29 protein-coding genes are annotated in these 26,645 nt (G+C 50.6%); 6 read left to right on the top strand and 23 right to left on the bottom strand.

Annotation, left to right across the window (positions count from 1 at the left end):
• Nucleotides 1–3 precede the first annotated feature (3 nt).
• Nucleotides 4–2,016 (bottom strand): acetyl-CoA carboxylase biotin carboxylase subunit, encoded by a 2,013-nt coding sequence (locus DHN43_RS09085; protein ID WP_108818457.1) that lies wholly within the window; start codon nt 2,014–2,016, stop codon nt 4–6.
• Nucleotides 2,017–2,264: 248 nt separating this feature from the next.
• Between DHN43_RS09085 and folB the strand changes: the two genes are divergently transcribed.
• The 6 genes from folB to DHN43_RS09055 all read left to right on the top strand — a co-directional run bounded on the left by folB (nt 2,265) and on the right by DHN43_RS09055 (nt 5,090).
• On the top strand, nt 2,265–2,645 hold the full coding sequence (folB, locus tag DHN43_RS09080) for a dihydroneopterin aldolase (RefSeq protein WP_063289462.1): 381 nt from the start codon (nt 2,265–2,267) through the stop codon (nt 2,643–2,645).
• A gap of 137 nt (nt 2,646–2,782) precedes the next feature.
• Nucleotides 2,783–3,085, top strand: coding sequence for a hypothetical protein (locus tag DHN43_RS09075; protein ID WP_108818456.1), 303 nt, complete (start codon nt 2,783–2,785; stop codon nt 3,083–3,085).
• 14 nt (nt 3,086–3,099) lie between these two features.
• Nucleotides 3,100–3,420 (top strand): hypothetical protein, encoded by a 321-nt coding sequence (locus DHN43_RS09070; protein WP_063289463.1) that lies wholly within the window; start codon nt 3,100–3,102, stop codon nt 3,418–3,420.
• A gap of 551 nt (nt 3,421–3,971) precedes the next feature.
• On the top strand, nt 3,972–4,262 hold the full coding sequence (locus tag DHN43_RS09065) for a hypothetical protein (RefSeq protein ID WP_057463404.1): 291 nt from the start codon (nt 3,972–3,974) through the stop codon (nt 4,260–4,262).
• 116 nt (nt 4,263–4,378) lie between these two features.
• Nucleotides 4,379–4,669 (top strand): hypothetical protein, encoded by a 291-nt coding sequence (locus DHN43_RS09060; RefSeq protein WP_057463405.1) that lies wholly within the window; start codon nt 4,379–4,381, stop codon nt 4,667–4,669.
• Between the two features lie 121 nt (nt 4,670–4,790).
• On the top strand, nt 4,791–5,090 hold the full coding sequence (locus tag DHN43_RS09055) for a hypothetical protein (protein WP_057463406.1): 300 nt from the start codon (nt 4,791–4,793) through the stop codon (nt 5,088–5,090).
• 99 nt (nt 5,091–5,189) lie between these two features.
• Here DHN43_RS09055 and DHN43_RS09050 read toward each other — a convergent pair whose 3' ends face one another.
• From DHN43_RS09050 to rplF, 22 genes are all read right to left on the bottom strand, one after another.
• Nucleotides 5,190–6,722: an acyl-CoA carboxylase subunit beta gene (locus DHN43_RS09050; protein ID WP_057463407.1), complete on the bottom strand. Its 1,533-nt coding sequence runs from the start codon at nt 6,720–6,722 to the stop codon at nt 5,190–5,192.
• 174 nt (nt 6,723–6,896) lie between these two features.
• Nucleotides 6,897–7,382, bottom strand: a complete 486-nt coding sequence (gene bfr, locus DHN43_RS09045; protein ID WP_063297922.1) for a bacterioferritin — start codon at nt 7,380–7,382, stop codon at nt 6,897–6,899.
• Between the two features lie 235 nt (nt 7,383–7,617).
• Complete coding sequence (gene bfr / locus DHN43_RS09040; protein WP_057463409.1) at nt 7,618–8,103, bottom strand: bacterioferritin; 486 nt, start codon at nt 8,101–8,103, stop codon at nt 7,618–7,620.
• Nucleotides 8,104–8,355: 252 nt separating this feature from the next.
• Nucleotides 8,356–9,150, bottom strand: coding sequence for an ATP12 family chaperone protein (locus DHN43_RS09035; RefSeq protein WP_063292668.1), 795 nt, complete (start codon nt 9,148–9,150; stop codon nt 8,356–8,358).
• Nucleotides 9,150–9,830, bottom strand: coding sequence for an HAD-IA family hydrolase (locus DHN43_RS09030; protein ID WP_057463411.1), 681 nt, complete (start codon nt 9,828–9,830; stop codon nt 9,150–9,152). The genes DHN43_RS09035 and DHN43_RS09030 overlap by 1 nt, the downstream gene beginning before the upstream one ends.
• A 28-nt stretch (nt 9,831–9,858) precedes the next feature.
• Nucleotides 9,859–10,908: an RluA family pseudouridine synthase gene (locus DHN43_RS09025; RefSeq protein WP_108818363.1), complete on the bottom strand. Its 1,050-nt coding sequence runs from the start codon at nt 10,906–10,908 to the stop codon at nt 9,859–9,861.
• Between the two features lie 180 nt (nt 10,909–11,088).
• Nucleotides 11,089–11,469, bottom strand: coding sequence for a fluoride efflux transporter CrcB (crcB, locus tag DHN43_RS09020; protein ID WP_063289470.1), 381 nt, complete (start codon nt 11,467–11,469; stop codon nt 11,089–11,091).
• A gap of 53 nt (nt 11,470–11,522) precedes the next feature.
• The gene (locus DHN43_RS09015) at nt 11,523–13,919 is read right to left on the bottom strand and encodes a patatin-like protein (protein WP_108818362.1); all 2,397 of its coding nucleotides are present in this window, start codon (nt 13,917–13,919) and stop codon (nt 11,523–11,525) included.
• 233 nt (nt 13,920–14,152) lie between these two features.
• Nucleotides 14,153–15,463 (bottom strand): replication-associated recombination protein A, encoded by a 1,311-nt coding sequence (locus tag DHN43_RS09010; protein ID WP_057463415.1) that lies wholly within the window; start codon nt 15,461–15,463, stop codon nt 14,153–14,155.
• Nucleotides 15,464–15,518: 55 nt separating this feature from the next.
• Nucleotides 15,519–16,964: a DegQ family serine endoprotease gene (locus DHN43_RS09005; protein ID WP_108818361.1), complete on the bottom strand. Its 1,446-nt coding sequence runs from the start codon at nt 16,962–16,964 to the stop codon at nt 15,519–15,521.
• A 265-nt stretch (nt 16,965–17,229) separates the two neighbouring features.
• A complete protein-coding gene (locus DHN43_RS09000; RefSeq protein WP_063292672.1) occupies nt 17,230–19,428 on the bottom strand; it encodes a methyl-accepting chemotaxis protein in 2,199 nt (732 codons plus the stop codon).
• Nucleotides 19,429–19,764: 336 nt separating this feature from the next.
• Nucleotides 19,765–20,199: a 50S ribosomal protein L17 gene (gene rplQ, locus DHN43_RS08995; protein WP_057463418.1), complete on the bottom strand. Its 435-nt coding sequence runs from the start codon at nt 20,197–20,199 to the stop codon at nt 19,765–19,767.
• Between the two features lie 82 nt (nt 20,200–20,281).
• On the bottom strand, nt 20,282–21,310 hold the full coding sequence (locus DHN43_RS08990; protein WP_057463419.1) for a DNA-directed RNA polymerase subunit alpha: 1,029 nt from the start codon (nt 21,308–21,310) through the stop codon (nt 20,282–20,284).
• Between the two features lie 74 nt (nt 21,311–21,384).
• A complete protein-coding gene (gene rpsK / locus DHN43_RS08985) occupies nt 21,385–21,774 on the bottom strand; it encodes a 30S ribosomal protein S11 (RefSeq protein ID WP_054664941.1) in 390 nt (129 codons plus the stop codon).
• Nucleotides 21,775–21,839: 65 nt separating this feature from the next.
• Complete coding sequence (rpsM, locus tag DHN43_RS08980; RefSeq protein WP_063289475.1) at nt 21,840–22,208, bottom strand: 30S ribosomal protein S13; 369 nt, start codon at nt 22,206–22,208, stop codon at nt 21,840–21,842.
• A 221-nt stretch (nt 22,209–22,429) separates the two neighbouring features.
• A complete protein-coding gene (locus tag DHN43_RS08975) occupies nt 22,430–23,002 on the bottom strand; it encodes an adenylate kinase (RefSeq protein WP_057463420.1) in 573 nt (190 codons plus the stop codon).
• A complete protein-coding gene (gene secY / locus DHN43_RS08970; protein WP_063292673.1) occupies nt 22,999–24,339 on the bottom strand; it encodes a preprotein translocase subunit SecY in 1,341 nt (446 codons plus the stop codon). Before secY ends, DHN43_RS08975 begins: the two co-directional genes overlap by 4 nt.
• A gap of 48 nt (nt 24,340–24,387) precedes the next feature.
• Nucleotides 24,388–24,855, bottom strand: a complete 468-nt coding sequence (gene rplO / locus DHN43_RS08965; protein ID WP_057463422.1) for a 50S ribosomal protein L15 — start codon at nt 24,853–24,855, stop codon at nt 24,388–24,390.
• Between the two features lie 19 nt (nt 24,856–24,874).
• Nucleotides 24,875–25,069 (bottom strand): 50S ribosomal protein L30, encoded by a 195-nt coding sequence (gene rpmD, locus DHN43_RS08960; protein ID WP_057463423.1) that lies wholly within the window; start codon nt 25,067–25,069, stop codon nt 24,875–24,877.
• Nucleotides 25,070–25,106: 37 nt separating this feature from the next.
• Entirely contained in the window at nt 25,107–25,670 is a 564-nt protein-coding gene (gene rpsE, locus DHN43_RS08955) for a 30S ribosomal protein S5 (RefSeq protein WP_063292674.1), read from the bottom strand.
• A 41-nt stretch (nt 25,671–25,711) separates the two neighbouring features.
• On the bottom strand, nt 25,712–26,065 hold the full coding sequence (gene rplR, locus DHN43_RS08950) for a 50S ribosomal protein L18 (protein WP_057463424.1): 354 nt from the start codon (nt 26,063–26,065) through the stop codon (nt 25,712–25,714).
• Nucleotides 26,066–26,076: 11 nt separating this feature from the next.
• Nucleotides 26,077–26,610 (bottom strand): 50S ribosomal protein L6, encoded by a 534-nt coding sequence (rplF, locus tag DHN43_RS08945; RefSeq protein ID WP_063289478.1) that lies wholly within the window; start codon nt 26,608–26,610, stop codon nt 26,077–26,079.
• Nucleotides 26,611–26,645: the final 35 nt, after the last annotated feature.

Raw genomic sequence — 26,645 nt, 5'->3', positions numbered from 1 at the left:
TCCTTATTCAAATTCCATGATAACAGCATCAACTGCCAGACTGTCACCCGGTGCAGCCTTGATAGCGCTTACCACACAATCACGTTCGGCCCGAAGCACATTTTCCATTTTCATGGCTTCAACAATGGCCAGCTGCTCTCCAGCTTTCACTTCCTGCCCCTCTTCTACATGAAGAGAAACAACAAGGCCTGGCATTGGGCAAAGCAACAGGTTGGATGTATCCGGCGCAACCTTCTCAGGCATCAGTGCTGCAAGCTCAGCATTGCGAGGCGTCATCACCTTGGCAACAACAGAATAGCCTTGCCAGTCCAGCTGGTAGCCATTCTCAACAGACCGCACTTGGGCACTTACAGCACGATCACCAACGTGACCTTTCCAAAGCATATCGCCCGGAACCCAGGAGGAGGCAACGCGTTCGCGAGCACCACCTTCAACACACACATCAATATCAAGTGGTGTTGCCGCCATGCCTTCAATCAACTCAGCATCCAACTTCTCACCATTGATGAGAACGCCCCACTCACGGCGCACACCGCCATGATGCGGACGCAGGCGACCCGGCAAGTGATCCAGACGCTCACGCTCAATCAGGTGCATGGAAAGTGCAACAGATGCCAGCACATTACGAGCCCCAGCATCAGGTGTAGCTGGTTCAAACCCATCTGGATACTCATCGGCAATAAAGCCAGTTGCCAACTGACCAGACCGCCAGCGCGGATGCTTCATGAGAGATGCAAGAAACGGCACATTGTGCTGGATGCCATCCACCTGAAACTCATCAAGTGCAGTGCTCATGCCTTCAATCGCTTCAGCTCGTGTCGGCGCATAGGTCACCAATTTTGCGATCATCGGATCGTAGAACATGGAGATTTCAGAGCCTTCCACCACGCCAGTATCATTACGCACCACATAAGTACCGTGATCACCTTCTGCAGGTGGACGATAGCGCGTCAGGCGGCCAATGGACGGCAGGAAGTTGCGGTACGGATCCTCAGCATAGATACGACTTTCAACAGACCAGCCATTCAGCTTGACCTCTTCCTGCTTCAAAGAAAGCTCTTCACCAGCTGCAACACGGATCATCTGCTCAACCAGATCCACACCAGTGATCAGTTCAGTCACCGGATGTTCCACCTGAAGGCGGGTGTTCATCTCAAGAAAGAAGAAGCTCTTGTCCTGTCCAGCAACAAACTCAACAGTACCCGCGCTGTCATAGTCAACAGCCTTGGCAAGCGCGACTGCCTGCTCACCCATCTTGCGGCGAGTTTCTTCGTCCAGCAAAGGAGACGGCGCTTCTTCAATCACCTTCTGGTTACGACGCTGAATGGAACACTCGCGCTCACCCAGATAAACCGCATTGCCGTGTTTATCGCCCAGCACCTGAATTTCAATATGGCGCGGGTTCTCAATAAACTTCTCGATGAAGATACGATCATCGCCAAAGGAGCTGATAGCTTCAGACTTTGCGCGCTCGAAGCCATCCATGGCCTCTTCATCATTCCAGGCAATACGCATGCCTTTACCGCCGCCACCGGCGGAGGCTTTAATCATCACCGGGTAACCAACCTCAGAGGCAATCCGCTTGGCATCTTCAGGGCTTTCAATCAGCCCCATATATCCAGGTACAGTGGAAACATCAGCTTCAGCCGCAAATCGCTTGGAGGTGATCTTATCTCCCATCACCTCAATCGCTTTTGGATTGGGGCCGATAAAGACAATGCCTTCCTGCTTCAAACGCTCACAGAATTCTGCGCGTTCAGAAAGAAAGCCATAACCTGGATGAACAGCCTCAGCACCGGTCTGCTTACATGCTTCAATAATCTTGTCGATCACAAGGTATGATTTCGCTGCAGCCGGTTCACCAATGTGAACGGCCTCATCAGCCATCTCCACATGAAGCGCATCTCGGTCCGCATCGGAGTAAACAGCAACCGTTTTGATCCCCATCGTTTTTGCCGTTTTGATAACACGGCAGGCGATTTCCCCACGGTTTGCGATCAGAATCTTTGAAAACATGCCCATCCCACATACACACCTTCTTTATTTACAGTGCAGGGTTGTAGGCATCTCTACGCACTTCCGCAACCTCACAATTGGGCGAAGAACCATCGCACTTTCGTAGGGGCAATGGATGCGCAAAGCATCAAAGTTTTGACGGGGTTTCACCCAAATACAGAGCATTATCTCTTAAAATGCGTTGAGTTTCTCTCTCACCTCTGGCAACACAGTTTTCCAACAGTCGGAAAGTCCTCAGGAGCCAAACAATGAATGAAAACAAGATTTTTCTGGAAGGCCTGTCTTTCTATGCATTCCATGGTCTCCATGATGAAGAAGCTAAATTGGGCCAACGCTTTATCATTGATCTGACCTGTTGGGCCGATTTTGAAAAGGCAACTGTTTCAGATGACTACGAAGACACCATCTGCTACGGCACCCTTGCAAAAACTGTCGAGGATGTTGTGACCAACTCCCGCTTCAATCTGCTGGAACGTCTTGCCGGAGCAATTTGTGAGGCCGTTTTCGCGATGGATCAGCGAATCTCCAAGATCACTGTGAAAGTGAATAAACCCTCTGCCCCGGTGCCGGTTCATACAGGCGGGTTTGGCGTAGAAGTCACACGTGCACGCCCTGCTGCAAAAAGTTAAATCACCGGCATCTTCTTTAGAACCGGCTAACCACCGCTCACCTTGATACTCGCACTTTTGGGCTATTGCCTTCAAAACATATGGAACTGCGGCGTTCACGCCAGCACCAACATCTGCTTTGTAAGGCAACTGATCCCATGCGTAATGCCTCCTCCACCATTATTGCCGGTAGTCTCATAACTCTATTGTGGGTAGCCTCAGCCAATGCTCAGGCACGGCCGGATGCAAGGGCCCTGACATGCGAGCAGGCAAAGCAACTGGTCAACAGCCGTGGAGGCGTTGTCCTGACCACAGGCCCGCGAACCTATGAGCGCTTTGTGAGCAACATCAGGTATTGCCTGCACAATGAAGTGCTTCGCAGAGAGTGGACCCAGACCAAAGACAACAACTCCTGCCAGATCGGTTATCGCTGCTCACCACGCACACGGCAGAACCAGTAATAAGGGAGGAGACTATGCGGATATCAACACTGCTCGTTCTTTCGAGCACTCTGGCTCTCATGGTTTCCACCACAGCGCACGCACGCCCTGATACACGGCAAATGTCCTGTCTTGAAGCCCGCTCTGTCGTACAGCGTGCTGGCGGCATTGTATTAAGCACTGGCGTTCGTACCTACGACCGTTTCGTCGCAGGTCTCCAGTTCTGTCAGCCTTACGAACGCTTGATGAGCCGCTGGGTCCCCACAAAAGACCAGAAGCGCTGCTTCATCGGCTATTCATGTGAGCCGGGTTACAACAGCGGCGAAGGACCATTCGGCTCCGATATCTTCGACTGAGCCCTTTGAAGATCCACATTTCACGCAAATACACTGCAGTTGCACCATAAAACGCAGCTACAGTTACCCACATTCGAATCCTTCATCCACATCCTGCGAAACTCACCTTGCCCGTTCGGCATGACCAACAGGCGGTTGAGAACTCCTTTCTGCACCACCATCAAGCAAAAGTGTGAGCTTGATCACAGACAGGCAAGTAATCCCCAAGAACACGAAGACACGAGTTCGTTACCGGCTTAAATTCAAAGTTGCGAAAAGAAAATTTTGTGTTCCAAAACACATCTTACTCAAAAATTTCCAGTAAACATACAATCATCAACGAACAACAACAAACCACAAACATCAAAAAACAAAGCATACAACAAAAATAAGCTTGAAGAAAAACAAGATAACTACAAAACACAAGATATAAGGCGGCACGGAGTTGCCTTGTATCAGTCTAAATTGAAAAGACACGCCGAAGTAACAACCAACATCGGCAAAACCCCATCAGAAAGACTGCTCCTCCCGGTCTTTCGCTCTGAAAATGACTAGAACTGAAAGTAAAACAAATGAAAAAGATCGCTCTGACCCTATCCGTACTTGGCCTCGTATCTGCTGCTTCCATCGCTCAGGCTGCTCTGGTGAACACCGGTGACCTGACTGCCTCCCAGGCAAAATCACTCGTACAGGACAAAGGCGCAATCGTCCTCGCAACCGGCCCAGGTCTTTACGACCGCTACGTTGCAAACGCTTCTTACTGTGCTTCACACGAAGAAACTCAGCGCGCTTACGTCGTAACCAAAGACTCCAACAGCTCCCTCATCGGTTACACCTGCGTCGTCGAAAACAGAGATAACTAAGCCTCTAACTCGCCTCAAGTTAGAGAGCCTCTCCCATCAGCCCCTTAGGGAAAGACTGTTCCTCCCCAGTCTTTCCCTCCCCAAATGACACAAATTAAAAATTGAAAGTAAGACCAATGAAAAAGATCGCTCTGACCCTATCCGTACTCGGCCTCGTATCTGCTGCTTCCATCGCTCAGGCTGCTCTGGTGAACACCGGTGACCTGACTGCCTCCCAGGCAAAATCACTCGTACAGGACAAAGGTGCAATCGTTCTCGCAACCGGCCCGGGCCTTTACGACCGCTACGTTGCAAACGCCTCCTACTGCGCAACACATGAAGAAACAGAGCGCGCCTATGTCGTAACCAAAGACTCCAACCATTCCCTCATTGGTTACACCTGCGTGGTTGACAACAAAAATAACTAAAATCTAACTCGCCCCAAGTTAGACGCACGTCCCCCATCATCACGTCCCAGGGAAAGGCTCTGCCTCCTAGTCTTTCCCTCCCCCATTTCCCAAAAGAATTAAGAAACCGAAAGCTAAACAAATGAAAAAGATCGCTCTAACCCTTTCCGTCCTCAGCCTTGTCTCTGTTGCTTCTGTTGCTCAGGCTATGAACGCTCCACGCACCAATACAACTGACCTCACAGGATCTCAGGTAAAGTCTCTGGTGCAAGAAAAAGGTGCGATCGTTCTCTCCACAGGTCCTGACCTTTATGACCGTTACGTAGCAAATGGCTCTTACTGTAGCCCAAGCGAAGAAACACAGCGCGCCTACGTTGTGACAAAAGACTCCAACCACTCCCTCATTGGTTACACCTGCGTGGTCGAAAACGACGAAAGATAAGACCTAACTCGCCTCAAGTTAGTCCCCCTTCCCATCAAAAAACCCGGCCTTCGTGTGAAGGCCGGGTTTTTTGATGTTTCGTTCGATTAGACACCAATTTTAGAGCGGAATGTTGTCGTGTTTGCGCCAAGGCATCTGCTGGTTCTTGGTCCGCAACATCGCAAGTGCTCTCGAAATGCGCATCCGTGTAGACTGCGGCATGATCACCTCATCAATGTAGCCACGCTCCGCAGCAACAAACGGGTTCGCAAATCGGTCTTCATAATCCTTGGTGCGCTCAGCAATCTTCTCGGAATCACCCAGCTCATTGCGATAGAGGATTTCAACGGCACCCTTTGCACCCATCACAGCAATCTCAGCAGATGGCCACGCATAATTCATATCACCACGAATGTGTTTGGAGCTCATCACATCATACGCGCCGCCATAAGCTTTACGCGTAATCACTGTGATTTTCGGAACAGTCGCTTCACCATAAGCAAACAGCAGCTTTGCGCCATGCTTGATCAACCCGCCATATTCCTGCGCAGTCCCTGGCAAGAAGCCCGGAACATCCACGAAGGTTACCAGCGGAATGTTGAAGCAGTCACAGAAACGAACAAAACGCGCAGCCTTCCGGCTCGCATCACTGTCCAGAACACCCGCAAGAACCATTGGCTGGTTGGCGACAATACCAACTGTGCGTCCTTCGACGCGGCCAAAGCCAGTGATAATGTTTCCGGCAAAGCTTTCCTGAATCTCAAAGAAGTCCTGCTCATCGACAGTCTTCAGGATCAGTTCTCGCATATCATACGGCTTGTTCGGATTATCTGGAACCAGCGTATTAAGGCTCTCATCCAAACGAGATGGATCATCATAAACGGAAAGTTCAGGCAGCGGAGCCTGATTGTTCATCGGCAGGTAATCCACCAAACGACGAATCTGCAGCAACGCTTCCACATCATTGTCAAACGCACCATCGGCGATGGAAGATTTAGTCGTGTGAATGCTCGCGCCGCCCAGTTCCTCAGCCGTCACAGTCTCATTGGTCACTGTTTTCACAACATCAGGACCAGTTACGAACATGTAGGAGGTATCGCGCACCATAAAAATGAAATCGGTCATGGCAGGTGAATACACATCACCACCAGCACATGGACCCATAATCACAGAAATCTGCGGAATAACACCAGATGCCTGAATGTTACGCCAGAACACTTCACCGTATCCACCGAGCGCAGCAACACCTTCCTGAATACGAGCACCACCTGCATCAAAGATCCCGATGATCGGTGCACGATTCTGCAGCGCCATATCCTGGATCTTCATGATCTTCTCGGCGTGTGTCTCTGACAGAGATCCGCCAAACACAGTAAAGTCTTTCGAGAAGAGGTAAACGGTACGGCCGTTGATGGTTCCCCAACCAGCAACAACACCATCCCCCGGAAAGTGCGTTTCCTCCATACCAAACTCGGTACAGCGGTGCTGCTTGAACATATCGAATTCTTCGAAGGAACCTTCATCTAGCAGAATTTCAATGCGCTCTCGTGCGGTGAGTTTTCCGCGTTTGTGCTGCGCATCAATTCGGCGCTGTCCCCCACCAAGCCGCGCTTCATCACGTCTTTTTTCTAATTCAGCTAGAACTTCCTTCATCAGATATCTCAGCTCCCAATCTAACTGAGTTATCTCCTAGCACGCCCCTACGCACAAAAACTAGTAAGCCGTTGGATTGAGAAGCCTCATGCAATGCAACTGATTACTGCCTCAACCCAACAACCAATAACCCTTGGGAAACCTAGCATTTTTTGATGCTTTGACAGCTAAAACTCACTCTGCCTCATCAGCACTGCCAGCATTGAGCAATCCATATTTTTCTTCGCCTATTTTCTCAAGAAGCTCCAATTGAGTCTCAAGGAAATCACAGTGGCCTTCTTCATCTGCCAGTAAACTGTCAAAGAGAGCCATTGTCACGAAGTCACCTTGCTGCTCACAAAACACACGAGATTCGCTGTAGTACACAATCGCTTCACGCTCCCCTGCCAGATCAGCTTCCAGCACTTCCTTCACTGAGGAACCGATGCGTAAGGGCGCGATATGCTGCAGGTTTGGGTGCCCTTCCAAAAAGACAACTCTTTCCACCAACCGATCCGCATGATGCATTTCTTCAATCGATTCAGCCCGCTCTTTCTTTGCGAGTTTGGTGTAACCCCAATCTTCAAGAAGTCTGAAATGCACCCAGTATTGATTGACAGCTCCAAGTTCCATGGAAATGGCTTTGTTCAAACGTTCAATGACACCGTCTTTTGCTCTCATGAGTTCTCAGTGCAAGCACTGCTCCTTAGGGAATGCAGGTGAAACACAACTCGTTTTGAACCGACCCTAAAACGAGCTTTGATCCAGTAAACATAGATCAGCCTAACCCGCCGCCAACCCAAATCCCCTATCGTTCCTAATGAAGCGCTAGTCTGAAACAAACAACTTTAACCCAACAAAAAAGAGCCGCCCAACAGGACAGCTCTTTCTAATCAAAACAAACGGTTAGGCGAACTTATTCGCCAGTATCAGCCGAGTTTGCATTCAACGCGCCGTAGTGCTGTTCACCAATCTTCTCAAGGAGATCCAGCTGAGTTTCAAGGAAGTCAATGTGACCTTCTTCATCAGCCAGTAGATCATCAAACAGCTTCATGGTGACGTAATCACCCTCAGCATCACAAATCTCACGGCTCTTCTTATAAGAGGTGCGAGCTTCGTGTTCACCAGCAAGATCCGCTTCCAAAACTTCCTTAAGATTGGTGCCGATCTTCAAAGCGCCAACAGTCTGCAAGTTTGGATGACCACCAAGGAAGAGAATGCGCTCAATCAGCTTGTCAGCATGTTGCATCTCTTCAACGGATTCTTCGCGCTCTTTCTGCGCCAACTTTCCAAAACCCCAATCATCCAGCAGGCGGTAATGCAGCCAGTACTGGTTGACGGCACCAAGCTCCAGTTTCAGAGCTTCGTTAAGCCGCTCAATAACTTTCTCATTATGTTTCATCGGCGGAATTCCTCAATATTCTTGATTAGGGCAGTATTTGGCGATGTTTTCGTTATTACGAAAGCCCTGAACTCATATGTGCAGCAAGAGTGCATAGTTCAACAGATTCGATGGTAACACGGCAAATGAAATTCACTTGCCCACATACTACAAACTATTGATTTCTTTCTACGATATCAGGAGAAGCCACAACACCAACAAAAAAGCGCAGCCAAAAGCCGCGCCTTAAGACAACTTCGCAAAGAATAAGCCTTAGCTTTCTTCTGGTGCTCCAACGAGAATAAGCACTGCTGCGTTGAACTCGTCGTTTTTGAAACGACGAATACGAGCAGCCTCTTCATCCTGCCCCCACTGCTCAATGTTCCAATCTTCATCAACATGAGCTGCAGACCAGACAACATCCGCCTCAAAAGCTTTTTCAGCCAGCGCTAGCGCCAGCAAAGCAGAACCGCTAATGGACGTCACTGTATGGATCGCAGTTAACTGAAGCGCATCATATTTGCCCAGTTGCGCACGATAGGCTGTTGTCACCGCCTCATCTTGCGCGACATGCATAATCCCTTCAACGAGCTTGAAGCGACCAGCAAACAACTTCTCCGCCCAATCCAAGACTGGGTCCCACTGATTTTTCTGGCGAGTGACCAATTCTGCAGGGGAAGCTGCGCGGTAACACAAATGATCATTTCCGGCATACCGTGTGATCTCGTCTGCAACTTCCGCAAACTTGTCTTCAACGGCATCAATCGCAGAATGGGCAATGCGCGTCAGCGGCATCGTCGCAGGATCAATCTCTTCTTCCTGCAGCTCCCATTCGGCAGCCACGCCTTCAGCAATCACTTCATCCTTAAACACCAGTGCATTGCGACCGGGTGTTTTAATGGAGCGTCCATCCAACAGAACAGCGAAGACGTCATCTTTCAGCTCAACGCTCACACGCTCATAAAAGCGTTTCGGCAAGTTCCGTTTGGTGTGTTCACGCGCAGCCTGAACAGCATCAACAGGTCCTTTTGCAATGTCATCTGCAATCTGCTCAAAAATGTCACGCATTATGCAACTTCCTTATTCCATTTGAAGTGCTCACTAAGCACCGGAATGAGTTCCTTAAACTGATTGATAACATAGGTGGCTCCAGCGCTCTTCACATCTTCAGCGCTGTGATAACCCCATGTAACTCCGACAGATTTCACACCCGCATTACGCGCCATGTGCATATCAAAAGTCGTATCACCAATCATGATCGTGTTTTCCAGATCAACACCAGTTTCGCTCATAGCCTGAAAAATCATGCCTGGATTCGGCTTGGAGGGCGCAACATCTGCTGTCTGCATGGTGGTAAAAAGCCCTTCCAGCTCATGCAAGCTGATCAGGTGTTTCATACCGCGGGAATGCTTGCCTGTTGCGATACCAAGAAGCACATCCTCCCGGCTATCCAACTCTCGCAAAGCATCAATCGCCCCCTCATAAAGAGGATCATAATCACGCCCCTTGGAACGCATTTCCCAGACGATCTGCTGGTATCCCTTGACCATCTGCTCAATCAAGTCCGGGTCATTTCGCCCCAGCAATTGCTCAAACGCCACATCCAGTGTCAGACCAACCGTTGCAAGAATTTCATCTCGCGATGGCATAGGCAGATCGACAAACCGATACGCTGCAGTAAAACCAATCATGATATTGTCTTGGCTATCCGCAAGCGTGCCGTCGCAATCAAACACAATGAGATACATGAAGATCAGCCCGTAACTTTGCTATTACTTATTCTGGTTCATTGATGTCCGGATCATAGTCCTTCACATCCATACCAAGCAAGTTCCAGGTTTGCTGCATATGTGATGGCAGCGGAGCAGAAACATCAATCACACCATTACCTGACGGATGCGGGATCATAATCCGGCGCGCCAGCAGGTGCAGCTTGTTCTGGATGCCACCGGGCAGCTCCCAGTTTTTGATATTGAAGTATTTTGGATCACCGACGATAGGGCAACCAATATGCGCAGCATGGGCACGCAGCTGGTGCGTACGGCCAGTTACAGGCTTCAGTGATACCCAGGAAAGCTTCTGACCGGACTGTTCAACCACATTGTAAAGGCTGACTGCGTGCTGTGCTTCATCATCACCATGACGGGCAACACGCATGCGCTCTTCACCCTCATCACGCGCCAGATAGGTCGAGATACGACCCTGACGCGGCTTCGGCACGCCAGCAACCATCGCCCAGTAGATTTTACGCGTGTTGCGATGACGAAATGCCTTTGTCAGCTCCTGAGCTGCACGGCGGGTCTTCGCAACCAGCAAAATACCGGAGGTCTCACGGTCAAGACGGTGCACCAGACGCGGCTTATCGCCCTTCTGGTTGGTGAAGGCGTCAAGCATACCATCCACGTGACGCGTCAAACCTGAGCCACCCTGCACAGCAAGGCCAACAGGCTTATTCAGTACCATCACATGCGCATCTTCAAAGAGCATCATCTGCTCAATGGCTTCACGGTCACTGTCAACCAACTTGCGCGGACGAGGTCTGGCATTCTTGCGGTCATCAGCAGCCAGCTCAACACCGAGCGGTGGAATGCGGACTTCTTGCCCCTTTTCCAATCGGGTGGAGCTTTCGGCACGTTTACCATCTACGCGAACCTGCTTGGTGCGCAGCAGTTTCTGCAAACGGCCAAAGCCAAGTTCCGGGAAGTTTTCTTTAAACCAGCGATCAAGACGCATGCCTGCTTCGTCGGCATCAACGCGGCGCATCTCAATTTTAACTGGGCTGCCACCGTTGTTTTGCGGCGCTGCTTTGTTCTGGGAGCCACTCATGGGTGAAGGTCCTGACTTCTAACGCGGCGGCAGCACGAAGGGTGCGCCAGCCGTTCCTAATAAATCCGTTGGCGCTCATTTGGCAGCTGAAGGCAAAACATGCAAGTCTTTCACGCAGATTCAGCCCCTAAAAACGAAAAACCATCAAGTTTCTATGAGTTTTTGCGGGCAACTTGCAAATTAGGCGAGAACCTGCCGTGTTAGATAAAGACCTGCAAACAAGGCTGAAACGGAAAGAACAAGCGAGACCAACACATAAGCAGCGGTCGCAATAGGTTCTCCGCGTTCCCACAACACAGCGACATCCAGCGAGAAGGTTGAGAAGGTAGTGAAACCGCCAAGGAAACCCGTCGCGATCAGATAACGCAGCTCGGAAGAAGCGTTCAGTCGCTGAGCAAGAACCTCAACAAAGATCCCCATCAGCAATGAACCAAGAATGTTTACGGTGACAGTGCCCCACGGAAATGAAGGGCCTAGAAGACGAAGTCCGGCCATTGAAACCAGATGCCGACAAACCGCTCCTGCCCCGCCACCAAGTGCTATCAGGATGAGATTTTTCATGCATTCTCCCTATCGGATTTTGAATGGCATGTCTTGCACAAATTGCACAGTAACTAACATCCCTTAGAGAAGACCTCATCAACCTTCTCACGGCAAGCTTCCACCAGCTCTTCATGATCTTCCAGATGCTCTTCTTCCTCATCCAGAATATCAAGGAATATCGCGCGCAGGTTCATATCATCACCAGGAGCAATCCGCTGAGCTGACCCGTGGCACTGATGATAAACATCCCGCAGTAACCGCACCAGCCGCTCTGCAGCGTTGAGCCGTCCCCACAGATAATCATGCTCGCGCCATCCGCGGTTGAAGAAGGCACCAAACATCTGCAATTGCGCGCCTTTTAGATCAACGCCCCCAGGGCAAAGCAATTGCGCATCCTTTGGACTGATGCGCCCCACCTCAATCTTACGAAGTTCAAAAGCATCGAGCGCCTGCTGAACCGGAAACATACTGGTGTCGAAGAACGGAAAACCGATATAGCCTTCAAGAATACCTTGCGCCGCCTTCAGATCACCCAGTTTCCCAACTCCCTCAAACACAATGGAATCTGTCAGTTTATCAAGATCGGCAAGGCCCATGCGAAGGCTGAGAACCCCGAGCACTTTGCGCACTGTCTCCAATTGCGGCGATACTTCCTTCAGCAGCGTCGCAAGGTAGATGGTCTCTGTGCCATAAAACTCCTCGGACCAACGGCTCCGCAAGTTGGCAATCTGCCCATAAAGTTCACGCTTAAACACATCCAGATGGCGCGCAAACTCAACAGACCCAGCAATCTCTTCATGGTGATAGAACTTGTTGATCTGCTCGATCAAAAACCGCAGCTGACGAATGCGATAGTCAACATCAAGGCTCTTCAGTTCACGAAGAATCTTAGCCTGATCCCGCTGCGCTTCCCCCTCCTCTTCTTTGGAGAAGGTCAACGCATTCACGACCACTTCTTCCACGCTTTCCCAGGACCAGAGAGCCACCTCCTCGCCTTTTTCAACGCACCCCTCTTGCTGTGTGCCGGAAAGCTCTGAAATCAACGAGACAACCCGGTGGGCGAGATGCCCCAAACGAAGCTGAAGATAACCGGCATTGGCAAAACCAGATTGCTCCATCGCCGCCAGCTCAGCCCCTTGCCGCACAACTGAGAAGTCACCCTCGGTCTCCGGCAGACTGCCATGCTTTTCAAGCAACAGCTGCACTTCATGGCGGACCATCGGTAATGCAGCTTCAGCCACTTCCTGAATCCGCCGCACCTTCATGTTGATTTGCTCAATCTCCTGCAGTTCATCACCAATCGGTTCATTACGCGGAATATGAGCTAACGATGCAAAGATGCTCTTGAAGAAACCGGGAGGCTCTGGCTCAGCTGGCACATCACGGTGCGAGAAGGGCAACGGATCCAGATAAAGCAGACGACGCACCACTTCGCGAGCAGCAGGTCGTTGGGCAATGGAACCAATAAGCGGTTCGAAGGGCTTGTTCATCACCAACGACCCATCAATGAAGATACGCTCCCCTTCTGCATCACAATTGGCATGAAGCACGTTGGTTAGGAACGCTTCACGCCCGCTCCACTCAAGACCCTGACGCTCAAGAACGCCATCCATCTCCTCAGCACTCATAGGTGGAAAGGCTCCAGGGAAACTTGAGGTCGCTCTGGCAGCAAAGACCAGATCAGGAATACACTCCGCACTCATCTGGCTATGCAAACCGCTGGAAACACGATGAATGGCATTGAACTTTACAATACGTCGATGATCCAACTCCTCAATAAACTCAGGATCATGCAACGCAATACGCCGCAACACACCGTGAAAATCGGTGAGTGTCACGAACAGCTCCAACCGCTGTCCGTAAGGGATCAGCGTCTCCCCGCGATCCTCTTCATCCATCGCGCGGCAAGCATCCACCAGCCATCCTGAGTAGCGCTCACCTGAGAATGGCGGCGTAAACCATCGTGAACTGATAAAGTCTCGCAGCTTGGTGCGCGTTTCCTTGTTTTGGGGAACGTCAGTCCCAAGGAAAACCAGCAGCTTATCCAGAATGGGCGCCAGCACCCGCTTGGCATGTTTGCTGACCCCGGATGTTTCATTGGCCAGCTTGTCAACATCAGCAAGCGACAGCCATAAATCGCTATGGTGCTTGAGCGGCAGATCATGCGCCAGTGCCCGCGCAAGCATGATCGCATTCACACCTCCGGCAGATGCGCCAGAGATTGCATCAATCACAACCCGCAGGTCCAGCTGTGGCCCAAAACTTTCAAGAAGATCAAAGTAAGATTTTGCGGAGCCTTCAAGAGCAACATCGCTCTCAACACCCCGTTCACGGTCCCGCCGCAACTGATGCAACGCATGGGAGGCACGCTGAAGATTTAGGAGTTCACGGGTGACACCGTGCATGTAGATGGCGAGTGAAACCCCGCCATACAGCACCAGTCCCAATCTCAGCTCAAGTTGCCTCATACATGCACCAGAATTCGCTTAAATAAAGAAGTCAGAGTATGATGCGCAGATATAAATGAACGCAACAAGCTCATATGTCAGTGTGCGAATTAGGATGCCCGAATGCAATCGGGAAACCCAAACAAAGTTACGTGTAGTTTATGTGTAGTCTTGAAAAGTGACCGCCAGTTTTCAGAAAAGGCGATACAACGAACTCTGTCGCAACGTTCCAACGAGAACCCAGACAGACAGCCCTAAGCAGTGCCACGCTCTTTTCTCAAGCGATCCCAATAGCTCAGACGTTTTTGAACATCGCGCTCAAAGCCACGGGCATTCGGTTCATAATATTTTTGCCGGCCCATCTTCTCAGGGAAGTAATCCTGACCAGAAAACGCATCTGGCTCATCATGATCGTAACGATAACTCTCACCATACCCCATCTTCTTCATAAGCGTGGTCGGTGCATTCAGGATGTGCTTTGGCGGTACAAGTGATCCATGTTCCCGCGCATCCATACGAGCAGCCTTGTAAGCCAGATAGGACGCATTGGACTTGGGAGCTGTGGCCAGATAGACCGCAGCCTGAGCCAGTGCATACTCCCCTTCTGGTGAACCAACCAGCTGAAACGCATGACGTGCAGCATTCACCTGCACCAGCGCATTGGGATCAGCCATGCCAATATCTTCAGAGGCCATCACCGTCAGACGGCGAATGATGTAAAGCGGGTCTTCTCCGCCCTCCAGCATCCGGCACATCCAGTAGAGCGCTGCATCAGGGTCCGACCCACGAATGGACTTATGAAGCGCAGAGATGAGATTGTAATGCCCGTCCTTGGTCTTGTCGTAGATCGGCGCACGTCGCTGCACCACTTCCGCCAGGCGTTCCGTGTCGAAAATCTCGTCATCGCCAGCCGTACGCCAAACGTCTTCCGCCAAAGTCAATGCTGACCGGCCATCACCATCTGCCATACGCACGAGAGATAGACGCGCATCCTCATCCAGCGGCAAGTCACGCCCCATCACCTCTTCCGCGCGTTTGAGCAAATCAATCAGCGCATCTTCATCGAGTGAATGGAACGTCAACACATGCGAACGGGACAGCAGCGCCGCATTCAGCTCAAAGCTCGGGTTCTCAGTCGTCGCACCTACCAGAGTGATGGTGCCATCTTCCATCACAGGCAAAAAACTATCCAGCTGAGCACGGTTGAAGCGATGGATCTCGTCAACAAACAGCAAAGTCCGTTTGCCGGAAATCTGACGTCCTCTAGCACGCTCAAAACACTTTTTGAGATCAGCAACACCGGAGAAAATCGCAGAGATCTGCTCAAATTCCAGTTCCGTAGCATCTGCAAGCAAACGGGCAACCGTGGTCTTACCGGTACCCGGAGGCCCCCAGAAGATGAGAGACCCCAGAGAGCCGGACCGCAGCATGCGGCTTAAAATACCAGCATCACCCAAAAGGTGGCCTTGTCCGACAACATCCTCCAGAACACGAGGCCGCATGCGGTCTGCAAGCGGCCTGTCTTCCAGCTGATCCATCCCATTGGCGGAAAATAGATCACTCATGGTCTCTCAACATTCCTCTAGACTGTTCTGGAGAGTAAAACTCTCAAAAACAGCATTATCGCAAACTTACCTGCCGTAGCTGACCATCACGTTTAAAAGTGATGTTCCAGGTGCGCTGCTTCTTGCCGGTCAGCTTGGAAAGGTCTTTGGTGCTTTGAACTTCAGCGCCATTAATCTCAACCACGATATCACCGGGTTTAAAGCCGACATAGGCAGCAGTACTACGAGCTTTAATATCAGCAATTACAACGCCTGAAAACTCGTTGTACATGCGCAACTCTTCAGCCACAGCAGGAGAAAGATTCATAACCCGTACACCAGTAAATGGCGAGTTCCCTTTGATCTCTCTTTCATCTCTAGCCACAGTTTCCGGTGCACGCTCAAGACTGATCTCAACAGCAAAAGCTTCGCCACCACGCAACATCTCAAAACGCGTGACACCGCCAACTTTCTTCGTAGCCAAACGGTAACCATAAGCATCTGGATCATCCACCTGAGTGCCACCAACAGACATGATCAGGTCGCCGACACGAATACCAGCACGGTCAGCTGGGCTTCCTTCCTGAATACGTGTCACCAGAACCCCACTAGGACGCTCCAATCCAAGGCTGGCAGCAATATCAGAGCTGACTGGCTGCACACTGGTACCAACCCACGGGCGGCGCACGATACCGCCGTCATCGGCAGCTGAAGCAACCACTTCCACCATATTGGCAGGGATTGCAAAACCAATACCGTTGGAACCACCCGAACGCGAGAAGATCGCAGTGTTCACACCAACAAGATGCCCGTTTAGATCAACCAGCGCCCCACCCGAGTTACCTGGATTAATGGCGGCATCTGTCTGAATGAAGAACTGATAGTCCGAGACACCGACCTGATTTCGCGCAACAGCGGAGACAATACCCTGCGTCACGGTCTGTCCAACACCAAACGGGTTCCCAATCGCCAGCACCAGATCACCCACCTCAAGTTCATCAGAGTTGGCAAACGGCACAACAGGGAACGCCCCTTCTGCGTTGCGCACCTTCAAAACGGCAAGATCTGTGCGCTCATCCATCAAGATGATATCGGCATCAAACTCACGTCGATCAGAAAGTGCCACACGCACCTCATCAGCGCCCGCGATAACGTGATGGTTGGTAATAATCGTGCCATCAGCAGAAACGATCACACCAGAGCCCAGGGAGCTTTGAACACGGCTGCGCGAACGAGGTGCAAACCGATCAGATTGCTCACCAAAGAAACGACGGAAGAACGGATCATCAAAGAATGGAGAAACTCTGCGGCGCTCTTGCACGGTACGACTTGCGTACACATTCACCACCGCTGGTGCGACCTTCTTCACAATAGGAGCGAAGGAAAGTGAAATCTCGGCTTGAGATGTTGGAACAGTCTTTTCACTGGCCAGTGCACCAGTGCTTTGCGTTGCAACAACGCCAGTAGTCCCAAGAACTGCACAAAAAAGCAGGTGAGCAGCTGACTTCCTGATTTGACCCATTCTTAAATCCCTTCGGCAAGAGCCCCCAGTTCACAATGATTTTCTTTCAAAAAATTTGGGAGCAGCAGGTTACAGATAAGTCTGCAATATGGAAATGAAAAGGCCAATCTGTCGGTTTTAAGCAGCGAGCTCGTATCCCCGAAAACTGCATGTGGATTTCAAACTAGTAACAGTTTGAGTGCACTAAAAAAGATCTCACCTGCTCAAAACGTAAAACGCCGGGTCTCCCCGGCGCCTCACTCGTCTCGATAAAACCTGACAGAATTTAGGCTGCCCGGATGTTCTCAAGGTATTGTTCAACCATGTTCTTCAGCTCTTCTGACTGGTGTGTCAGCTGGTTTGCAGCGCCAAGAACATTCTCTGCTTCATGACCAGCGTCACTTGCGATCATGCTCACACGGGTAATGGCCTGAGCAACCTCAGAGCTACCAGAAGTCACCTGCTGAATATTACTGGAGATATCTGTTGCGGTTACGGCCTGTTCCTGAACAGCACCTGCAATCGCAGTCGCCGCTTCATTCACGTCACCAATAACCGTGCTGATTTCCTTGATAGCCGCAACAGCCTTCTCGGTCTCAGCCTGAACAGACTGAATCTGAACACTGATCTCGCCAGTTGCCTGACCAGTCTGGTTCGCAAGGCCTTTAACTTCGGATGCAACAACCGCAAAGCCTTTACCAGCTTCGCCAGCACGAGCAGCCTCAATCGTCGCATTCAGCGCCAACAAGTTGGTCTGATCAGCAATATCATTGATGAGAGATACAACTTCACCAATGCGCTGTGCAGCTTCCATAAGACCGTTTACAGACACCTCAGCCGCAGCAGCCTTCTCAGCCGCTTGCTTCGAAACATCAGCAGAACGACGAACCTCACGGTCAATCTCACCAACAGTCGCAGAAAGTTCTTCAGCAGCACCCGCAACAGCCTGAAGGTTCATCAAGGACTGTTCAGAAGCAGAAGACACCGTCTGCGCTTCAGTGTTGGTCTGCTCAGAGATGCTTGCCATACTCTTCGCGGTGGTTTCCAGATTACCGCCAGCATCAGTCACAGTGGTCAGGATGTCTCGAACGCCAACATCAAAGTTCTCGTTCAAAGCATCCACGCGCTTCACACGCTCTTCCTGCTCATGTTGCTCACGTACCTGTTTCTCATCCAGCTCTCTTGCACGGACAAGACCAACCTGGAAAGACTGAACAGCTCGGCCAATATCGCCAATCTCATCCTTACGCTGAGCAGAGATAATCTCCACATCCAGATTGCCGTTCGCAATCTTATTAAGATTGGCTGACAGTCGATTAAGCGGAGTAGACAGACTACGTGCCATGAAGATGCCAATTGCAGCAACAACTGCCAACACGATTAATCCGCTAATGATGATCTCTTTAGCGAGGGCATGAACCACAGCCAGCGCTTCGCTTACATCAGTCTTTGCAACGATAACGGTTGGGAGTTTTTCAAAACCAAGTGGCAGGGCCAGAACAAACTGTTCCTTCACTTCAGCAAAACCAACATTGCTTTCCAGGTTCGCCTGCAGGTCTTCGACAACTTTGGCAACAACCTCTGGGTCATCTTTCTTCACCAGAGCTGTCGGCACATCAGACAGAACCTGATTTGAAAGGATGGTGCCATCAATGCGTGCCAGATAGGTCTGACCAGTCTCACCCATATTCTCACGATTTTGCAAAACACTATCGAAGAACTCAGAGCCGAGACGAATGGAGATAACACCCTTAAACGTGACCTGGTTGAAGTCTTCAACAAACACAGGAGCCGAAATCAAAAGGGATGCAGAATTTCCATCAGGCGCATATTGAGCGATCTCAGAATAGACAACGTCGCCTTCAGTGGCTTTCGCCGCCTTATTGAATTCCTGACTAAGCAATGTACCGGATAGCTTGCCATCCTTCACGCTCTCAAGAAATTCAGAGGACTTGGTCGCAGAGTAAATCACCAGACCGTTTGCATCCATGATCAGGATGTCCGCATAACCTCCACCGGTTACACTCGCCACAAAGTCTGGATGAACAACAGCATGACGCCAGGAATAAAGCGTCTTGTTACCATTCCCAGTCAGCTGCAGACGATCAGCAACAGAAGAGCCACTCTTTTGGAAGTAGCTAAGGATGTCATCCTTATCTGCACTCAGAGAATCCATGGAGGCCAGCAAGTCGGTCATGGTAACGCGCATAGCGCTACTCTTGACCAGACGCTTGATATCGCTATCAACGCGCTCCAGCTTTTCATCGAGAGTATCCCGACGAGCCTGTGCCACGAGTACGAGCTGTGTCTTGCTCGCTTCAGTCAGCGCGCTCTCAGCACGCGTATACCCAAGGAATGCCACAACGGCACTCGCAATAATTGCAAGCCCAACCATAATGAATGGAAGACGAACAGCAATACGATTAAAATAATTTTTGACTCTAGGTGAGGATACAGAGCCGCTCTCATCAGATTTAGAACGCATATTTGCCCCCGAGTAATACGTTGGGAGCATAGTCGGGCTATAGTGTTAATCTCCGCTTAAAACAAATATTTAAAATGCTTTTCAAATCGAAGAAAAATTGAAATACCGATATGATTTAGCTGTGTTTTCTCACAAAACTGGAAGCACGCTGTACTATCATAAGTTGCAGTACCAACCTGACCCGAACAATCCAGTTCCACCTGTTAAAACTCACGTTACGCAAACTATTTCATCAGATTCGTTCTGAAATAATTGAGAGCCCTTGAGTGAATTTCATTCAGGCAACAAAAAAGGGCACCCGAAGGCACCCTTTTTCAAATCGCTTATGCGAAAAGCTTATGCAGCAGCTTCAGCTGTCTCAGCAGCTTCTTCAGCAGCAGCGCGTGCACGATCTGCAGCGCCTTTAGCTTCTACGTCGCGCTCAACCAGCTCGATAACAGCCATTGGTGCATTATCACCATGACGGAAACCAGCTTTCAGCACGCGAGAATAACCACCCTGACGGTCCGCATAACGCTCTGCGAGGGTATCAAACAGTTTTGCTACCATTGCAGTGTCGCGGATCTGGGAAATTGCTTGACGACGTGCATGCAGGTCGCCGCGCTTGCCCAGAGTGATGAGCTTCTCGATGATTGGACGCATCTCTTTTGCTTTCGGAAGCGTCGTAACAATCTGCTCATGCTGGATGAGCGAAGCTGCCATGTTAGCGAACATCGCTTTACGGTGGCTTGACGTCCGATTGAGCTTGCGGCCGGAATTACCGTGGCGCATGGCCCTCTCCTTTGTTAAGTCAATTACGATCTAGTACATCAGATCGCCGGAACCTCACGCAGCGCGCTCAGTTCCTGTTCCTTTAATATTGGTGGTCTTCGTAGCGCTTAGCGAGCTCATCGATATTTTCAGGCGGCCAGTTTGCCACTTCCATACCGAGATGCAGGCCCATTTGCGCCAGAACTTCTTTGATCTCGTTGAGAGACTTACGACCGAAGTTCGGTGTACGAAGCATTTCTGCTTCTGTCTTCTGAATGAGATCGCCAATATATACGATATTGTCGTTCTTCAGGCAGTTTGCCGAACGTACAGACAACTCAAGCTCATCAACCTTCTTCAGCAGTGCTGGGTTGAACGCAAGTTCCGCGACTGTGTCTTCCTGAACTTCACGCTGTGGCTCTTCGAAGTTCACGAAGATAGACAGCTGATCCTGCAGGATACGAGCAGCAAATGCTACTGCATCTTCAGGGATCACAGATCCGTCAGTTTCAACAGTCAAAGTCAACTTATCATAATCAAGAACCTGACCTTCACGGGTGTTCTCAACCTTATAAGAAACCTTCTTAACCGGAGAATACAGGCTGTCAACCGGAATCAGACCAATTGGAGCGTCTTCTGGGCGGTTAGCGGCAGCTGGAACATAACCCTTGCCGGTGTTTACAGTGAATTCAATGCGAACTTCCGCACCTTCATCAAGGTTACACAGCAGCAGACCTGGGTTAAGAACCTCAACGTCACCTACAGTTTCAATATCGCCAGCGTAGACCGCACCAGGACCCTGCTTACGCAGAACCATACGCTTTGGTCCCTCGCCTTCCATGCGAAGCGCGATTTCCTTGATGTTCAGGATGATGTCAGTCACATCTTCACGAACGCCAGGAATAGACGAGAACTCATGGAGAACGCCATCAATCTGAACCGCAGTCACTGCAGCACCCTGAAGGGAGCTAAGCAGAACGCGGCGCAGTGCGTTACCAAGAGTCAGGCCGTAGCCACGCTCAAGAGGTTCTGCAATCACAGAAGCCTTAAAGCGTGCATCATCGCCAGCACGAATGTCGAGTTTAGTTGGCTTGATAAGCTCTTGCCAATTTTTTTGAATAGTCACGTTCATAAACCCTCTGGCTTTCCCGTTGACCTAAAAGTCAACTAATCCTTGCCTGGGTGGAAAACTAGCCTAACGAACTGTTAGACGCGGCGACGCTTGCGTGGGCGGCAACCATTGTGCGGGATCGGAGTTACATCACGGATAGATGTAATAACGAAACCTGCAGCCTGAAGCGCACGCAGAGCGGATTCACGTCCAGAACCTGGACCACGTACTTCTACTTCGAGAGTACGCATGCCGTGTTCAGCAGCCTTACGACCAGCGTCTTCGGCAGCGACCTGTGCAGCATAAGGGGTAGACTTACGAGAACCCTTAAAGCCAAGCGCGCCGGCAGACGACCAAGAGATCGCATTGCCCTGAGCATCGGTGATGGTGATCATGGTGTTGTTGAACGTAGAGTTCACATGCGCGACACCTGAAGAAATGTTCTTCCGTTCGCGACGACGCACGCGCGTCGATTCTTTAGCCATTATATTTCCTAACTTCGATATCTACACCGCCGTATAGCCGGCGGCTCCACCGGATAACCGGCTAGTTATTTCTTCTTACCAGCGATCGCTTTAGCAGGGCCCTTACGGGTGCGAGCGTTGGTATGAGTGCGCTGACCACGGACAGGCAGACCACGACGGTGGCGCAGGCCACGGTAACAGCCAAGGTCCATGAGACGCTTAATGTTCATTGCAGTTTCACGACGAAGATCACCTTCAACGGTGTATTCAGCGTCGATTGCTTCACGGACTTTCAGAACTTCTGCATCAGAAAGTTCGTTGACGCGACGCTCTGCAGCAATACCGACTTTCTCGGTGATTTCCTGCGCGAACTTCGCACCAATGCCATGAATGTACTGCAGCGCGATAACTACGCGCTTATTCGTCGGAAGGTTGACGCCAGCAATACGTGCCACGTTTGTTTTCTCCAATTACGAGGGTACGTTTGTTCCCTCTCCCATTTTTTTGCCGATAACACACCTACAACCAGGCAGGTTGAGGGCGCACCATCACACAGCAAAAAGATCAGCCTCGGTTTCCCAAGGAAAACCGGCGCCAATCGATTATGGTGTCGATGTGCGCCGGCTATACTTTATTATAAAGGCAAGCGCAAGCGCCTGCCTTCAAAAAGCACGGATTAAACCGTGCTCAAAATCGTATCGATCTCTGAAGCAACCTCGTCAACGGACTTCATGCCATCAACGCTCATCAGCATGTTCCGCTCACCATAGTACTTGATAAGCGGGGCTGTCTGCTCGTTGTAAACTGCAAGACGCTTCTTCAAAGACTCTGCATTGTCATCGGATCGAGCTTCCGCGCTTTCACGAGCACGTGTTTCGATACGCTCAAGAAGGATACCTTCATCAACCTTCAGCTGCACAACAGCATCAAGTCTCTGGTCCTTCTTCTCAAGCAGTTCGCCAAGAGCGTCTGCCTGAGCAATGGTGCGTGGGAAACCGTCCAGAATGAACCCTTTTGCACAATCAGCCTGATCAATACGATCAGAAATGATGGAACAAATCAGGTCATCAGAAACCAGGTCACCACGTGTCAGAACATCTTTAACCTTCAAGCCGACTTCGGTTTCAGCTGCAACAGCTGCACGAAGCATGTCACCAGTAGAAAGCTGGACAATACCATGCACCGCAACAAGTCGACCTGCCTGAGTGCCTTTACCAGCACCAGGAGGGCCAAGAAGAATCAATCTCATCTACGTTTCCCCCTCAACTTCGTTTTCTTCACCAAGCCCTCGTACTGATGAGCAAGAAGGTGTCCCTGGATCTGAGAAACGGTATCCATGGTGACGCTAACAACAATGAGCAGAGACGTACCACCGAAGTAGAACGGCACACCCGTTGCTGAGATCAGGAACTCTGGCAACAAACAAATGAGAGTAATGTATATTGCACCAACAACCGTAATGCGAGTTAGCACATGGTCAATGTACTGCGCAGTACGTTCGCCTGGACGAATTCCTGGAATGAAGCCACCATGCTTCTTGAGGTTGTCTGCTGTCTCCGACGGATTGAAAACAATCGCGGTGTAGAAGAAGCAGAAAAAGATGATTAATGCTGCATAAAGAGCCATGTAGGCTGGTTGACCGTGTCCCAGCAGCGCAGTGATTGTTGTCAACCACGCCATCGAACCAGTGGAATCACCGGTTTGGAAACTGGCTACAGTCGCTGGTACCAGCAACAAGGAGCTCGCAAAAATCGGTGGAATAACACCAGCCGTATTGAGTTTGAGTGGCAGGAACGATGTGTTCCCCTCAAACATCTTATTGCCCTGTTGACGACGTGGATACTGAATCAGCAACCGTCGCTGTGCACGTTCCATGAAGACGATAACGCCGATAACCACCACAGACAGTATGATGACTGCCAGAATGATTGGAGTTGCTAGCGCGCCCTGACGACCAAGTTCCAAAGTGGAAGCAATCGCAGAAGGAAGCCCGGCAACAATACCGGAGAAAATGATCAAAGAAATGCCGTTACCAATGCCGCGAGAGGTGATTTGCTCACCCAGCCACATCAGGAACATAGTACCACCAACAAGGGTAAGAACTGTTGCAATACGGAAGAACCAGCCCGGATCGATAACAATGTTCGCGCCAGCCTCAAGACCAACGGAAATACCGTAGGCCTGGAAGGTTGCCAGAATCACTGTACCAAAACGTGTGTACTGGTTAATTTTTTTCCGGCCTTGCTCACCCTCTTTCTTCAGCTGTTCCAAAGCAGGAACAACAGAAGTCATAAGCTGGATGATAATCGACGCAGAAATGTAAGGCATGATGCCGAGGGCAAAAATAGCCATACGCTCGACAGCACCACCGGAGAACATGTTAAACAGGCCAACAATGCCAGTTTGTACGTTTCCGAAGGCCTGTGCGAGCGCGTCAGGATTAATTCCAGGCAGAGGGATATAGGTTCCGAATCGATAAACCAAAAGCGCGCCTAGCGTGAACCAGATCCGCTTCTTCAGTTCCTCGGCTTTAGCAAAGGCAGAAAAGTTAAGGTTTGAAGCAAGTTGCTCGGCAGCAGAAGCCATTCCGCGCTCCGGTCAGTTTGGATACACCCCGAAAAAAAGACAAGGCTGTTAAGCCTTGCCTTCCTTGATTACGACCTTGCCGCCTGCTTTTTCAACTGCTGCAACAGCAGTTTTGGAAGCACCAGCAATTTCGAAAGTTACAGCTGTTTTCAGCTCACCGTCGGACAGAAGGCGTACGCCATCTAGAACGCGGCGAACAACGCCTGCTGCAACAAGTGCTTCAACAGTCACCGTCGCGGAAGCGTCAAGCTTACCAGCGTCGATTGCTGTCTGAACACGACCCAAGGACACAATGTTCAGGTCCTTAGCAAAGATATTGGTGAAGCCGCGCTTTGGAAGACGACGATGCAATGGCATCTGCCCGCCTTCAAAGCCCTTGATAGCAACACCCGAACGGGACTTCTGACCTTTGACACCACGGCCGCCAGTCTTGCCCTTACCGGAACCGATACCGCGTCCTACGCGGGTTCGGTCCGAAACAGCACCCGGGTTATCCCGGAGTTCGTTGAGCTTCATGATAGTTCTCCCGGTCCGCTTATGCTTCGTCTAAAACGCGAACCAGATGCTGAACCTTACGGATCATGCCGCGTACTTCTGGAGTATCCTTCAGAGTACGACGACGGTGCATCTTGTTCAAGCCCAGACCAATCAACGTAGCACGTTGACTAGCAGGACGGCGAAGCGGGCTACCGATCTGTTCGACTGTTACAGTCTTTTCAGTATTAGCCATGACACTAACCCTTGTTCTCAGTCAGCAAAAGCGAGGCTTATGCCTCAGCCTTTACTGGCGCCGCATCATCGTTGTCACGACGACGAGCCTGCAAGGAAGATACCTTGAGACCACGACGTGCTGCAACAGAACGCGGGCTGTCTTCTTTTTTCAGTGCATCGAAAGTCGCACGAACCATGTTGTACGGGTTGGAAGTACCAAGGGACTTCGCAACAACGTCCTGGACACCAAGTGTCTCAAACACAGCACGCATTGGACCACCAGCGATGATACCGGTACCGGCAGGTGCTGCACGAAGTACAACTTTACCTGCGCCGTGACGGCCTTCAACATCGTGGTGAAGAGTACGACCTTCACGAAGTGGCACACGAACCATAGTACGCTTAGCAGCTTCTGTTGCTTTGCGGATGGCCTCTGGCACTTCACGAGCCTTACCGTGACCAAAGCCAACGCGGCCTTTCTGATCACCAACTACTACAAGAGCGGCGAAGCCGAAACGACGACCACCCTTTACAACTTTAGCGACGCGGTTGATGTGAACGAGCTTATCGACAAATTCGCTGTCGCGCTCGTCACGATCCCGGTTATCCTGTCTCGCCATAATAATGTTTCCCGTTCTCTAGGAGCACCAAAAGGCGCTGATCAGAAGCTCAGACCGCTATCACGTGCTGCATCTGCCAAGGCCTGAACACGGCCATGATAGATATAACCACCACGATCAAACACGACTTCTTTGATACCAGCAGCAATAGCGCGTTCAGCAATAAGCTTGCCTACAGCAGCAGCAGCATCTTTATTGCCGCCGTTTTCTACTTTTACGTCTTTCTCAATGGTAGACGCGGACGCAAGGGTTACACCCTTGGTATCGTCGATGATCTGAGCGTAAATCTGCTTGGATGAGCGGAAAACGGACAGCCGAGGACGACCATTCGCTACCTTTTTGATCGAACGGCGCACACGGGCGCGACGACGTTCGAAAGAATTTCCATTCGCCATGGTCCGTACCGTTACTTCTTCTTGCCTTCTTTACGAACGATGAACTCGTCCGCATAACGAATACCCTTGCCTTTGTATGGCTCAGGTGGGCGATATTCACGAATGTTCGCGGCAACCTGCCCTATCTGCTGCTTGTCAATGCCGTTGATGACAATTTCTGTCGGCTTCGGACATTTGATTTCTACACCCTCAGGAATGTCGAACTTGACATCATGAGAGAAACCAAGAGCAAGATTAAGGGTCTTACCTTGAACCTGTGCACGGTAACCAACACCGGTAATCGCCAGCTGCTTTTCGAAGCCGGAAGTCACACCTGTGATAAGGTTAGCGACCATGGTGCGGGACATACCCCACATAGAACGCGCAGTCTTTGACTGGTTGCGCGGATCAAGACGGATACCATCATCCGCCATATCGACCGAAACGAGATCGTTGACCACGAAGGAGAGTTCCCCCTTCGGGCCTTTAACGATAACATTCTGGCCGTTGATCGTTGCCGTTACCCCGCTTGGCACGGGGACTGGCTTCTTGCCAATTCGAGACATAAGATCAACCTGTCTGTTATTTTAGTTAATCGTGC

This window comes from Pseudovibrio sp. Alg231-02 (genome assembly GCF_900143565.1).
Classification (GTDB): domain Bacteria; phylum Pseudomonadota; class Alphaproteobacteria; order Rhizobiales; family Stappiaceae; genus Pseudovibrio.
The sequence above is the reverse complement of the archived record's forward strand: the minus strand, read 5'-3'. Positions and strand labels throughout refer to the sequence as shown.